This is a genomic window from Haloarchaeobius baliensis (genome assembly GCF_052060055.1).
GTDB classification, from domain to species: Archaea; Halobacteriota; Halobacteria; order Halobacteriales; family Natrialbaceae; genus Haloarchaeobius; species Haloarchaeobius baliensis.
The window spans coordinates 1,549,857-1,563,018 of record NZ_JBPPFR010000001.1 but is presented as its reverse complement, the minus strand read 5'-3'; the positions used below and the strand labels follow the sequence as shown (position 1 = coordinate 1,563,018).

Below are 13,162 nucleotides of genomic sequence, written 5' to 3'. Positions count from 1 at the left end.
CGGCTACTTCTCGAACCGCCGACGCACGCTGTCGGCGTGTGCGCCCAGGCCCTCCGCGTCGGCGAGCGTCGTGACGGTGTCCGAGAGCGCGTCCAGCGCGTCCCGGTCGAGGCGCTGTACGGTGGTCGAGCGCAGGAAGTGGTCGACCGAGAGCCCGCCGTGACGCTTCGCGCCCCCGCCGGTCGGTAGCACGTGGTTCGTCCCGGAGGCGTAGTCGCCGGCCGCGACCGGCGTGTACGGCCCGAGGAACACGCTGCCAGCGCTGTCGATGCGGTCGAGGACGGCCTCCTCGTCGTCGGTCTGGATGGAGAGGTGTTCCGCCGCGTACTCCTCGGCGAAGAGGATGGCCTCGCTCATCGACCGGGCGACGAGCACGCCCGAGGCGTCGCGTTCGAGCGCCTCGCGGGCCACGTCCTCGCGGTCGGCGTCGGCGACCTGTGACTCGACCTCGGCCGTGATGGCCTCGGCGACGGCCTCGTCGTCGGTGACACAGACGACGGAGGCGTGCTCGTCGTGTTCGGCCTGCGCGACGAGGTCGGCGGCGACGAACGCGGGTTCGGCCGTCTCGTCGGCGAGCACCAGCACCTCCGACGGGCCGGCGAGGAAGTCGATGTCGACATCGCCCTGCACCGCGGCCTTCGCGGCGGTCACCCAGCGGTTGCCCGGCCCGACGACCTTCTGGACCGCCGGGATGGACTCGGTGCCGTAGGCCATGGCGGCGACCGCCTGCGCGCCGCCGACGGAGTACACCTCGTCGGCACCGGCGACGTGGATAGCCGCCAGCGTGACGGGATTCAGCTCGTCGGCGGGGGGCGTACAGACGACGACCTCCTCGACGCCCGCGACGACGGCCGGGACGACGCCCATGATGACCGACGACGGGTACGCGGCGGTCCCGCCTGGTGCGTAGACGCCGACGCGCTGGAGCGGGCGGAATCGCCGACCCAGCTCGCGCCCGTCGAAGTCGTCGCGCCAGTCCTCGGGGACCTGCGCCTCGTGGAACTCGCGGACGTTCGCGGCCGCCGTCTCGACGGCCTCGCGGACCTCGTCGTCGATGGCCTCGTACGCCCGTTCACACTGGTCTGTCACGTCCAGGTTCGCGACCTGCACGTCGTCGAACTCGGCGCAGAACTCACGGACCGCCACGTCGCCCTCCTCGCGCACCCGGTCGACGATGGCCGCAACGTCGCTCCGGACGGCGTCGACGCCCGCGTCGCGCTCGAAGAACGCGCGGCGCTCGTCGGGGCCGAGGTCGGCGACTGCTCGTACGTTCATGGACGCGGCTTCGGACGGTGTGCGAAAAACGGTTGCGTTCGGTCACTCGCCGGCGCGTCCCCGGGCGACCGTCCGGATGCCGTCGAGGAACAGCACGACGACGAGCGCGAAGCCGGTGAGCCCGAACGGGGCCGACAGCAGCTGTGCGGTGTGGTAGCCGAGGAAGATGCGGCCGAAGCCCAGCAGCACGAAGCCGACGAGGACGAGCCCGAAGGCGACGAGCGCGAGCGTGACGTACCGGTCCCGGTCCATACCCGGAGTCCGTGCTCCGACGTCTAACCCGTTTTGGAACGGTCGGGCCGGCGCGAGCCGTTGCCCGCGGGTCAGGCGTCCTCGCGCCGTGGGTCGAACTCGTAGCCGACGCGGCCGCCCGGCCCCTGTGCCCGCAGCTGGCGGGCGAGCTCGGCAACGTCGTCGGGGTCGGCGAACGCGAACGGGCCGGTGACGAACGGGAGTGCGGCGGCCATCCCCTGGGCGGTGGGCTCGAAGCCCGGGGACGCGGCGAGCGGGTTGCACCAGACGACGGCGGCGGCACGCGAAGAGAGCCACGCGAGTTCGCGCTCCAGCGCCGACACGTCGCCCATCTCCAGCCCGTCGCTGACGACGAAGACGACGGTGCGGTTGTCGACCGCGTCCGGAGACCGTGCGCGCAGTTCCGCGAGCGAGTCGCCGATGCGGGTACCGCCGCCCCACTCGGCTTCCGCGTCGGCGAGTGCGGTGGTAGCGCCGCCGGCGGTGCCCTCGTCGAACGCCGACGTGACCTCGCGGACATCCTCGTCGAAGAAGAACACGCGGCAGTCGCGCCACGCCGTCCGGGTCCGACCGAGCGTGTCGAGCAGGAACCCCCGGTCCATCGTGTCCAGCACGGACCGGCTCACGTCGACCAGCCAGGTCGCCCGGACCTCGCTCCGCTTCCGGTCCCGGGTCGGGAGCGAGACGACCGTGCCGCCGGTGCCGACGCTGGCCCGGAGCGCGCGGCGCGCGTCGGCTCGGCGGTCGCCGGCTGTGTCCCACGCCCGTCCCCGGAGGGTGGCGAGTGCGGCCGTCAATTCGTCCACCGCGCTGTCGAGCTCGTCGTGCGGGGCGAGCGGCGGGACCCCCTCGACGGGCGAGGGCGAGCCGGTCGGACTGTACCGCGAGACGGCCAGGGGGTCGTCGTCATCGTCCTCGACGTGCGACGCGAGCGACGCGGAACGCCACGCGCCGCCGCGCTCGCTGTCGTCGTCGGGCTCCGCCGCGGTCTCGTCGGCCATCTCGGGCTCCTCGCCGTCGCCCGGTTCGCCGCCGAGCGGTGCCAGAGCACCCTCCGGCGGGTCGTCCCACCGCTCCGCCGGCCCGGTCTCGCCCAGCCCGGCGGTGAGCCGTCGCCAGAACTCGGGGAACATGCGGTCGAACGCGTCGGCGTCGCGCGGGTCGGTGACGAGTGTCGCCCGGATCGCCGCCCTGGCGCGGTCCTCGTCGGCGAACCCGACCACGACGAGCGACCGGGCGGCCGTCGTCGCCGCGTTCGCGGGCACCGATGCCCCGGCTCGTCGGAGCGCGCGGGCGAACCTGACCAGCTCGTCGCGAACGTGGTCGGTGGCGCGAGCGACGGTCTCGCCGTCGACCGGCTCGCGGGGCTCCGCTGTGTCGTCGCTCACGACTCGGCGGCCTCCCGCGCGGCCCGTGCCGCCTCGACGAGCGAGTCGAGCAGGTCGTCGTCCACGCGCTCGACGTCCTCGACCTCCTTCAGCACCGCGCCGAGGGTCCGCCGGACCTCGTCGCGGGAGAGCGAATCGGGGCCGCCGTTCTCCCTGAGCGTGGCGACCGCACGCGCCCAGTCGATGGTCTCGGCCGCACCCGGCGGCTTCCTGAGGGGTTCCTCGCGGAGACGGCCCACGATGCCACAGAGTTCGGCGGCGACGGCGTCGTGCAGCTCTGGAACCTTGCGTGAGAGGATCTCTCGCTCCTTCTCGAAGCTCGGCGGCGAGACGTGCAGGTAGAGGCAGCGACGCTTGAGCGCGTCGCTCAGCGGCCGTGTCCGGTTCGACGTGACGACGACGATCGGCGGCGTGCTCGCGGCGATGGTGCCGAGCTCGGGCACCGAGACCTGGAAGTCCGAGAGCACCTCCAGCAGCAGCGCCTCGAACGCCTCGTCGGCCCGGTCGACCTCGTCGACGAGGAGGACGCGACGGCCTTCGCCACGGAGTGCCTTCAGGAGCGGCCGTTCGAGCAGGTAGGGTTCGGAGAAGACGGACTCGTCTGGGCCGTCGTCGGCGTCCGTGCCGCCGCCGTCGACGCCGCCCTCGCCGGCCTGCACGGCGAGCAGTTGCTTCGTGTAGTTCCACTCGTACAGCGCGTTCTCGGCGGCGAGGCCCTCGTAGCACTGCAGGCGGACGAGGTCGGCGTCGAAGCCGCCGGCCAGCACCTTCGCCAGCTCGGTCTTGCCCGCGCCGGGTTCGCCCTCGATGAGCAACGGGCGGCCGAGCCGCAGGGCGAGCAGGACCGTCGTCACGATGTCGTCGTCCGCGACGTACGACTGCTCGTCGAAGGCCGCGCGGATGTCGGCCTCGGTCACGTCGTCGAATCCGTCTGTCTCGCTCATGTCGTCGTCTCTGGGTGGAGTAACGGCTGTAGCACGAAAACGTCCCCGGCGGGACGTGCGGTTCAGTCGGCTGCGGCGGGCGTCGCGGCCCGGTCGAGCACCCGGTCGAGCGCGCGCTTCGTGTAGGTGCCGACGAGCTGTTCGCGGAACTCCGCCGACGCCTGCAGATCGGACATCATCATCGCGGTGTCGAGCCCCTCGCTGGCCCGGCCAGCCGCGGCCTCGATGGTGTCGTCGTCGAGCGATTCGCCGGCGAGTTCGTCCTCGACGCCCTCCAGCCGGACGCCGTGGTCCATGACGCCGTTCGCGCCGACACGGACCGTCGTGACGGTGCCGCCGTCGACGATGGCCTGCACGCAGACGCCGACCATCGCGTAACCGGACGACGGCGACGGCTTCTTGGCGTACGCGCCGACGGCGTCGGCCGCCGACGGCACCTCGACCTGCGTGACGAGCTCCGCCGGTCCGATGTCTGTCGCGTACATCCCGAAGAAGAAGTCGTCCGCCGAGATGCGGCGCTCGCGGTCCGGGCCGGTCACGACGATGGTCGCGTCCGAGGCCAGCGCCGCGCCGGGCAGGTCCGAGGCGGGGTCGGCGTGGGCGAGGTTGCCCCCGAGCGTCCCGCGGTTGCGGACCTGCGTGTCGCCGACCTGCCGGACGGCGTGGTAGAGCGCCGGCGCGTGCTCCGCGGACGCGTCGTCGCCGATGAAGTCGCTGTAGGTGGTCATCGCGCCGATGCGGAGCGTGTCGCCGTCTGCGCTGACGCCGTGGAGCTCGTCCACGTCGCCGATGTCGATGAGCACGTCGGGGCTGGAGAGCCCGGACTTCATCGCCGGGAGCAGGCTGTGTCCGCCGGCGAGCAGTTCTGTCTCCGCGCCGGCGTGCTCCTCCATGAGGTCGATGGCCTCCGAGACGCTCGTCGCCTCGTAGTAGTCGAACTCGTCGGGGAACATCAGCGCTCACCCCCGTCGTCCGCGGCGGTGTCGGGGTCCGTTCCGCTCCCGTCGCCCGACTCCGTGCCGCCGTCGGCGGTGGCGTTGGCCTGGACCGCACTCCAGACCGACTCGGCGTCCATCGGCATGTCGATGTGGTCGACGCCGAACGGCTCCAGCGCGTCCGCGACGGCGTTGACGATGGCCTGCGGCGCGGCGATGGTGCCGGCCTCGCCGACGCCCTTCACGCCGAGCGGGTTGTGCGGGCTCGGCGTCACGGTCGACTCGGTCTCCATCTCGGGGACGTGCTCGGCCTTCGGCACCGCGTAGTCCTGCATCGACCCCGTGAGGAGGGTCGCGTTCTCGTCGTACTCCGCGCCCTCGTAGAGCGCCTGCCCGACGCCCTGGGCGATGCCGCCGTGGATCTGGCCCTCGACGATCTTCGGGTTGATCTGGTTGCCCACGTCGTCGACGGCGACGTAGCGCTCGATCTCTATCTCGCCGGAGTCGGGGTCGACCTCGACGATGGCGGCGTGCGTGCCGAACGGGAACACGAAGTTCTCCGGGTCGTAGAAGCTGGTCGCCTCCAGCCCGGGCTCCATATCGTCCGGGATGTCGTGAGCGAGGTAGGCCGCCCCGGCGACGTCGGCCATCGACAGGCTCCGGTCCGGCGCACCGGCGACGCTGTACTGGCCGTTCTCGAACTCGATGTCCTCGGGGTCGGCCTCCAGCTGGTGGGCGGCGATCTGCTTGCCCTTCTCGACGACCTTCTGGGCGCTCTTGACGAGCGAGCTGCCCCCGACGGCGGCGCTGCGCGAGCCGTACGTGCCCATCCCCTGCGGAATCTCGTCGGTGTCGCCCTCGACGACCTCCACGTCGTCGTAGGGGACGCCGAGCTCGTTCGCGACAATCTGGGAGTACGTCGTCCCGTGACCCTGGCCGTGGCCGGAGGTCCCGCAGTACGCCGTCACCGTGCCCGAGGGGTGCATCCGGACGAGGCTGGACTCCCAGAGCCCGGCCTGTGCGCCGAGCTGGCCCGCGAGCTCCGAGGGTGCCAGCCCACAGGCCTCGATGTAGCAGGAGAAGCCGACGCCGAGGTACTTCCCCTCGTCGCGGGCCTGCTCCTGGCGCTCGCGGAAGTTCTCGTAGTCGAGCATCTCCAGGGCCTCGTCCATCGGCTTGTTGTACTCGCCGCTGTCGTAGACGACGGCGACCTGTGTCTCGTAGGGGAACGCGTCGTCGGGGACGAAGTTCTGCTTGCGGAACTCGACGGTGTCCATGTCCATCTCCTTCGCGCCGAGGTGGACGAGCCGTTCGACGAGGAACGACGCCTCGGGCCGTCCCGCGCCCCGATAGGCGTCGACCGGTGGGACGTTCGTGAACGCCCCCTTGACGTGGCAGTAGATGGCCGGGATGTCGTACTGGCCGGAGAGCAGGGTGCCGTACAGGTACGTCGGCACCGAGGGTGCGAACGTCGAGAGGTACGCGCCGAGGTTCGCCTGCGTGTCCACGCGGAGGCCGACGATGTTGCCGTCGTCGTCCATCGCGATCTCGCCCTTGGTCTCGTGGCCCCGACCGGGTGCGTCGGTGAGGTACGTCTCCGAGCGCGTCGCGACCCACTTCACCGGTGCCTCGTGCATCATCGAGCACCAGGCGACCAGTGCCTCGTCGGCGTAGTGGTGTATCTTGCTCCCGAAGCCGCCGCCGACGTCCGGCGCTCGCACGCTCAGCTTGTGCTCGGGGTGCCCGATGACGCCCGCCATGAGCAGCCGGTGGACGTGCGGGTTCTGCGTGGTCATCGCCACGTCCAGCTCGTCCGTGCCGGGGTTGTAGTCGGCGACCGCGGCGCGTGGCTCCATCGCGTTCGCGATGAGCAGCTGGTTCTCCAGGTCGATGCTCGCGGTGTGCGGGGCGTCGGCGAAGGCGTCGGCGGTCTTCTCGGCGTCGCCGATCTCCCAGTCGAACGCGACGTTCCCCTCCGCATCGTCGTGTATCTGCTCTGCGTCGTCGGAGAACGCCTCGCTGGGGTGGACGACCGCGTCGAGGCGCTCGTACTCCACGTCGACCGCGCCGGCCGCGTCCCGCGCCGTGTAGCGGTCCTCGGCGACGACGACCGCGATGCCATCGCCCTGATGGCGCACCTTGTCCGTCGCCAGGAGCTGGTGTGGTACCTGCTTGAGACTGTCCAGCAGCCACGCCGTCGGCAGGGCGAACGAGCCCGCTCCCGGTGTCTCGTCGCTGGTCAGGTCCTCGTAGGTGTAGACGCCGTGGACACCGTCCATCGCCTCCGCCTCGCTGGTGTCCACGTCCAGGATGTTCGCGTGGCCGTACTGGCTACGGACGACGGCCATGTGGAGCATCCCGTCGATCTGGATGTCGTCGGTGTACTCCGCGTTGCCCGTCAGCAGCGCGGGGTCCTCCCGGCGCTCGATGGCCGAGCCGAGGATGTCCGCCGCGTCGACGTCCTTCGGGTCCATCGACTCGACGGTCACAGCTCCTCACCTCCGTCGGTCGCCGGCGTCGGGTCGTCGTCCGCATCACCGCCGTCCGCGACCGCCGCTGGCTGCAGCTGCTCGGCGGCGTTCTGGACGGCGTTGACGATGTTCTGGTAGCCCGTGCAGCGACAGAGGTTCCCCTCGAGTCCCTCCCGGATCTCCTCGCGTGTCGGATTCGGGTTCTCCTCCAGGATGTCGAGTGCCGTCATCATCATGCCGGGCGTGCAGTAGCCACACTGGAGGCCCTGCTCCTCCTGGAACCCCTCCTGTATCGGGTGGAAGTCGTGGCGCGTGCCGAGGTCCTCGACGGTGCGTATCTCCGCCCCGTCGGCCTGCACCGCCAGCGCGGTACAGGACTTGACGGATTCACCGTCCATGTGGACCGTGCAGGTCCCACAGATGCTGCTCTCGCAGCCGATGTTCGTGCCGGTGTAGCCGAGTTCGTCGCGTAGCGCGTGGACCAGGAGCGTCCGTGATTCGACCGTCAGGTCGTGCTCTACCCCGTTGACCGTGAGTGTGATGTCGTGTTCAGTCATTCAGAATCAGTCGATTTCGACCGGCCCAGCACGCGGTCGACCAGGCTCCGGCCGTCACTCTCGTCCTCGTCGGACGACGATACGTCCTCCACGCCGAGGTCGTGGAGTTTCTCCTGCACCGCGGAGAAGAAGCGCTTGACGATGCGGTTGGCGACGGGGTTGATGACGCGCTGTCCCATCCCCGCGACCTTCCCGAACACGTCGGCCTCCGTCTCCCACTCGACCACGACGCCGTCGCCGTCGTCGGTCTCCGAGAGCGCCATCGACGACGACATCTCGAAGGAGCTGTCGCCCGAGCTCCCCTCGCCCGAGGCGTGCATCCGTGGTCGGTCGCGCTCGTCTATCTCGACGACCGTCTCGAACGTCGGATTGACCGGGCCGACACTCACCTGCATCAGGGCGGCGTAGCGCTCCCCCTCCCGGAACGCCCGTTCCGCGATGACCTCGGGGTCGTTGGTGAGCTCCCGCTCCAGGCCCGCCGCCCGCTCGCGCAGTTCGTCGAAGTCGACCTCGTCGTCCTCGACGTGCAATAGGAAGGTACAGCCCGGCAACGATTCCTGGACGAGTACCGGGTCCGAGAGCGCGAGCCATACCTCGTCTACTGTTGTATCTTCGAGTTCGAATGTCCCGCTGAATTCCATGTATGTGTGGTCACCTCGTGCCAGTCCATGACAGGCTGTGCCGTGTGAAATGATAGTCCGTGACAGTAAAACAGTTACCATGGTACTAGACGACATCCAACAATCCCCGGTAGTTACCGGCAGCCTACGGTGGGTTCCGTCGCAGGGCCAACCGGTTCAGTCCGACTCGCCGCCCTCGACGGCCGCCCGGCGCGCGATGGCCGCCTCGAAGAAGGACTCGGGTAGTTCGTCGAAGTCACCGGCCTGTACCCGCCAGAGGTTCGCGTAGAGGCCGTCGTCGTCGAGCAGCGTCTCGTGCGTGCCGCGCTCGACGATGCGGCCGCCCTCCAGTACGAGTATCTCGTCGGCCTCCTTCACCGTCGAGAGCCGGTGGGCGATGGCGACCGTCGTGCGGTCGGCCGCCAGCTCCCGCAGGCTCCGCTGGATGATGGCCTCGGTCTCGGTGTCGACGTGGCTCGTCGCCTCGTCGAGCACGAGGATGGCGGGATCCTTGAGGAACGTCCGGGCGAGGGCGACGCGCTGGCGCTGCCCACCGGAGAGTCGCACCCCGCGTTCCCCGACGAGCGTGTCGTAGCCGTCGGGCAGGTTCTCGATGAACTCGTGTGCGGCGGCCTGCCGCGCCGCAGTCTCTATCTCCTCGTCGGTCGCGTCGAAGGTGCCGTAGGCGATGTTCTCGCGGACCGTCCCGTAGAACAGGAACGGCTCCTGAGAGACGTAGCCGACCGCGCGCCGGAGACTCGTCCTGGTGACGTCTCGCACGTCGTGGTCGTCCACGCGCACCGTCCCCTCGTCGGGGTCGTACAGCCGGACGAGCAGTTTGACGAGCGTCGACTTCCCGCTCCCCGTCGGCCCGACGATGCCGACGGTGCCGCCCGGCGGGACGTCGAAGGAGACGCCCTGCAGCACCGGCTCCGGTGCGACCGGTCCGGTGTCAGCGCCATCGCTCGGACCTTCGTCGTGGTCGTCGGCCGGATAGTCGAGGCCACCGTAGCCGAACGTCACGTCCGCGTACTCGATGCCGCCCTCGACGTCGGTCAGGTCCACTGCGTCCGGCGCGTCGGCGACCGCCCCCTCCGCCTGCAACAGCCCGTACACCCGGTCGCTGGAGGCCCTGGCGCGCTGGTAGCTGTTGACGATCTGGCCGAACTGCGCGAGCGGCCAGACGAACTGCTGGGTGTACAGCATGAACGTGACGAACTCGCCGGGCGACACCACGCCGGAGGCGGGCGCCGGTGGGCCGTCGAGCACCCAGAACGCGCCGACGGCGAACGTCAGCGCGAAGCTCAGTCCGGAGACGAGCGACAGCCCCGGAAAGAAGGTGATCCGCGTCTTGATGGCGTCCCAGTTGGTCTCGTAGTAGGCGAACGACGCCTCCCGCACGCGCTCTGCCTCGTGGGCCTCGGCGCTCTCGGTCTTGATGACGTCGATGCCCGCGACGTTGTTCTCGAGTCTGGCGTTCAGATCGCCGACGCTGGCACGCATCCGGGCGTACTTCGGCTGCACCCGGCGGACGAACACCGCGGTGAACACCACCAGCACCGGTACCGCGACCAGCGAGACCGCCGCGAGCCACGGGTTCAGCAGGACGAGGACGAGGCCGACCCCGCCGACCAGCGCGAGCAGCCGGATCGTCGAGTTGACGCCGTCGGTCAGGAACGACTCCAGCTGGTTCACGTCGTTGTTCAGCACGGAGAGCAGCTCGCCGGTACGAGACCGGTCGAAGAAGGCCCGGTCGAGCGCCTGCAGCCGCTCGTAGGCGTCGACCCGGAGTCGGTGCTGGACGTTCTGTGCGAACCGGTTCCAGCCGTAGCTCCCCGCGTAGGAGGCGACGGCACCGAGGAGCGTCGCCCCGACGAGCAGCCCCACCACGAGCCAGAGCTGCCCCGAGGCCGTCGCCGGGACGAGGCTGTCCGGAACAGCCGGGAGGGCGAACGGTCGCGTCCCCAGCAGCACCGCGTCGATGGCCAGCCCCAGCAGCAGCGGCGGGAGGAGGCCGGTGCCGCGTGCGAGCAGCGCCATCAGCGTCCCGAGGACGGCGAGGTGGACGTTCTCCCGGCCGTACTCGCCGTAGAGCTGCCACATCGACCCCTCGGTGGCGAACGCCGGCCGTTCACCGTCCTCCTCGCTCGCCATTCGAACCGAGTAGGCGACCGACGAGCAAGTACCGTGCGGTCGTCACGGGGGCCACCGACCGGGACACGGCCCCGAACCGCCCGTGGAACGTAGCTTACCGGCCATCTGACTGCACTGACCTTCGGTTAGCGCTCGGCCGTTCGCGTCCTCGAGGTCGCCGGTTTGCGATAACCCCGGCTTTCCAGGGTATCGCGACCGAACTGGTCGCCGCGGTCGGGACCGACGGCTCCGGTCAGACGGTGTTACCGAACGTGGCACCGAGCTTACTGGAGCTAATCCCTTTATAACTAATCGCTCGATTCGCGTCTCATTACCCATGGCACTACAACCAGTCATCGTACTTCAGGCCAGCATCCAGGAGGCGTTCGAGAACACCCTCGCAGGCGTCGTCGAGTTCACGCCACGGCTAGTCGGCGCGCTCCTCATCCTGCTCGTCGGCTGGGTCATCGGCAGGTTCGTCTTCCGGGTCATCTCGCGGGTCGCCGACCGTATCGAGCTCGACCGGCTGGTGCTCGCGACGCCGCTCGGACGGATGCTCGGCGGCACCGAACGCGCCGTCTCGCGGTCGTTCGGCCGGCTCGGGGCGTGGTTCGTCTACGCGCTCGCCATCCTCGCGGCGGCCGACGTCCTCGCCGTGGAGCTGCTCTCGGAGTGGATCAGCCTCGCGGTCTCGTACCTGCCGGCGTTCGTCGTCGGCCTGCTGATCATCGTCGTCGGGTTCGTCCTCGCGGACTTCCTCGCTGACGCCATCGCCCGGACCCAGACGGTCACCGAGACGCGGTACACCGACTTCTTCGCCGACGGCGCCCGCATCTTCCTCTACTTCATCGCCATCGTGATCGGGCTCGACACGATGGGTGTCGACGTGGCCATCCTGTACACGTTCGCCCAGGCCGCAGCGTGGGGCGTCGCCGCCGGCATCGCGCTGGCCCTCGGCATCGCGTTCGGCTGGGGCGGCAAGGACTACGTCGCGAACAACATCGGTGGCTGGCTCGGCCAGAGTCCCGCCCCGATGCCCGCCGGCGGCAGCGGCAGCGGCGGCGGCGGTGGTGGCCAGGCGACCGACGGCGGCGCCGACCAGGTCACCAACGGCGGCGAGGACGACGGCGAGGACTGACCGCGCAACACCGGCCGTCGGGCCGCTGCTCCGCCCCCGGGCACCCTGTCGCATCGACCCATGACGTTGACGACCGCGCCACAGTACGACGCGACCCGGCCAGCTGCACGGAGCGGGCGCGCCGTCGTCCTCGGCGGTGGCATGGCCGGGCTGCTCGCAGCCCGCGTCCTCGCCGACGCGTTCGACTCGGTCACGGTCGTCGAACGTGACGAGCTCCCGACGGGACCAGTCCCCCGTCGAGGCGTGCCGCAATCACGTCACATCCACGTCCTGCTGGAGGCCGGGCGAGCCACGCTCGAATCGCTGTTCCCCGGGTACGGTGCCGACCTGCAGGCGGCCGGCGGCCTGGAGATCGACAGCGCCACCGACCTCGCGTTCTTCGCGGAGGGTGACTTCCTGGCGGCGGGCCCGACCCCGTTGCCGCACTTCGCGGCGACGCGGCCGCTGTACGAGCAGCTGCTCCGCTCGCGGGTCGCCGACCTCGACGGCGTCACCGTCCGGCCCGAGACACGTGTCACCGACTACCGCCTCGACCGGCCCGGCGGCAGGGTCACCGGTGCCGAGGTGGAGACCGAAGCCGGTTCCAGGACGGTACTCGACGCCTCGCTGGTCGTCGACGCCACCGGACGCACGAGTCGGACGCCGCGGTGGCTGGAGCGCAATGGCTTCGACCCCCCACCGGTCGACGAGGTACACATCGACCTGGCGTACAGCACCGCCCTCGTGGACCGGCCACCCGACGATCACACGGCCTACCTCGTGACGCCGTCGACCGAGGAGCCCCGGGGAGCCGGCGTCCTCCCCGTCGAGGACGGCCGCTGGATCGTCACGGTGGCAGGGTTCCACGGCGACCACCCGCCCGCCGACCCCGACGGCCTGCGTCGGTTCGCCGCCGGGCTCCCCATCCCCGACGTGGCAGGGTTGCTCGACGAGCGTACGCTGGTCGGGGACGAGATCGCGCACTACCCGTTCCCGTCGAACGTCCGCCGACGGTACGAGGCCCTCGACTGGTTCCCCGAGGGGCTGCTGGTCGTCGGGGACGGCATCGCGAGCTTCAACCCGCTGTACGGGCAGGGCATGTCCGTCGCCGCGCTGGAGAGCCTCGTGCTCCACGACGCGCTCGGGGTGGCGGACGACGCGTCGCTCGCCCCACGGTTCTACGAGCGTGCCAGCGACGTCGTCGACGTTGCCTGGCAGCTGGCCATCGGCTCTGACTTCCAGTTCCCCGAGACGACCGGCGACAAGCCACGCGGTACCGACCTGCTGAACCGGTACGTCTCCAGGCTGACGCGCAGAGCGCACGACGACGGGCACCTCCGCGACGCCTTCGTCCGGGTGATGATGATGGAGCGGCCGCCGACCTCGCTGTTCCAGCCGGGTATCCTCTGGCGGGTGCTCGCGCCCCGGGCCGTCCAGCCCGGCGGGTGACGGCAGCTGGCGGGCCGACGA

At 70.4% G+C, this 13,162-nt stretch carries 11 protein-coding genes; 2 read left to right on the top strand and 9 right to left on the bottom strand.

Translation table 11 applies throughout. The features are described 5' to 3' along the window. Nucleotides 1–3 precede the first annotated feature (3 nt). From hisD to ACSG06_RS07870, 9 genes are all read right to left on the bottom strand, one after another. On the bottom strand, nucleotides 4–1,275 hold the full coding sequence (hisD, locus tag ACSG06_RS07910) for a histidinol dehydrogenase (protein ID WP_440989719.1): 1,272 nt from the start codon (nucleotides 1,273–1,275) through the stop codon (nucleotides 4–6). Between the two features lie 42 nt (nucleotides 1,276–1,317). After that, nucleotides 1,318–1,527 (bottom strand): hypothetical protein, encoded by a 210-nt coding sequence (locus ACSG06_RS07905; protein ID WP_440989718.1) that lies wholly within the window; start codon nucleotides 1,525–1,527, stop codon nucleotides 1,318–1,320. A 71-nt stretch (nucleotides 1,528–1,598) separates the two neighbouring features. Further along, nucleotides 1,599–2,915, bottom strand: a complete 1,317-nt coding sequence (locus ACSG06_RS07900; RefSeq protein ID WP_440989717.1) for a VWA domain-containing protein — start codon at nucleotides 2,913–2,915, stop codon at nucleotides 1,599–1,601. Further along, entirely contained in the window at nucleotides 2,912–3,859 is a 948-nt protein-coding gene (locus tag ACSG06_RS07895; protein ID WP_440989716.1) for an AAA family ATPase, read from the bottom strand. Before ACSG06_RS07895 ends, ACSG06_RS07900 begins: the two co-directional genes overlap by 4 nt. A 62-nt stretch (nucleotides 3,860–3,921) precedes the next feature. Then, nucleotides 3,922–4,812 carry an FAD binding domain-containing protein gene (locus ACSG06_RS07890; RefSeq protein WP_440989715.1) on the bottom strand — a complete coding sequence of 297 codons (891 nt, stop codon included), beginning with the start codon at nucleotides 4,810–4,812 and terminating at the stop codon, nucleotides 3,922–3,924. Continuing rightward, nucleotides 4,812–7,268, bottom strand: coding sequence for a xanthine dehydrogenase family protein molybdopterin-binding subunit (locus ACSG06_RS07885; RefSeq protein WP_440990301.1), 2,457 nt, complete (start codon nucleotides 7,266–7,268; stop codon nucleotides 4,812–4,814). Before ACSG06_RS07885 ends, ACSG06_RS07890 begins: the two co-directional genes overlap by 1 nt. Before the next feature lie 11 nt (nucleotides 7,269–7,279). After that, nucleotides 7,280–7,822: a (2Fe-2S)-binding protein gene (locus tag ACSG06_RS07880; protein ID WP_440989714.1), complete on the bottom strand. Its 543-nt coding sequence runs from the start codon at nucleotides 7,820–7,822 to the stop codon at nucleotides 7,280–7,282. After that, a complete protein-coding gene (locus ACSG06_RS07875; RefSeq protein ID WP_440989713.1) occupies nucleotides 7,819–8,463 on the bottom strand; it encodes an SRPBCC family protein in 645 nt (214 codons plus the stop codon). Before ACSG06_RS07875 ends, ACSG06_RS07880 begins: the two co-directional genes overlap by 4 nt. Before the next feature lie 156 nt (nucleotides 8,464–8,619). Beyond that, nucleotides 8,620–10,596, bottom strand: coding sequence for an ABC transporter ATP-binding protein (locus ACSG06_RS07870; RefSeq protein WP_440989712.1), 1,977 nt, complete (start codon nucleotides 10,594–10,596; stop codon nucleotides 8,620–8,622). 316 nt (nucleotides 10,597–10,912) lie between these two features. On the opposite strand from ACSG06_RS07870, the gene ACSG06_RS07865 reads away from it, so the two are divergent. Next, nucleotides 10,913–11,713 carry a mechanosensitive ion channel family protein gene (locus tag ACSG06_RS07865; RefSeq protein ID WP_440989711.1) on the top strand — a complete coding sequence of 267 codons (801 nt, stop codon included), beginning with the start codon at nucleotides 10,913–10,915 and terminating at the stop codon, nucleotides 11,711–11,713. A gap of 60 nt (nucleotides 11,714–11,773) precedes the next feature. Further along, nucleotides 11,774–13,141: an NAD(P)/FAD-dependent oxidoreductase gene (locus ACSG06_RS07860; protein WP_440989710.1), complete on the top strand. Its 1,368-nt coding sequence runs from the start codon at nucleotides 11,774–11,776 to the stop codon at nucleotides 13,139–13,141. Nucleotides 13,142–13,162 lie beyond the last annotated feature (21 nt).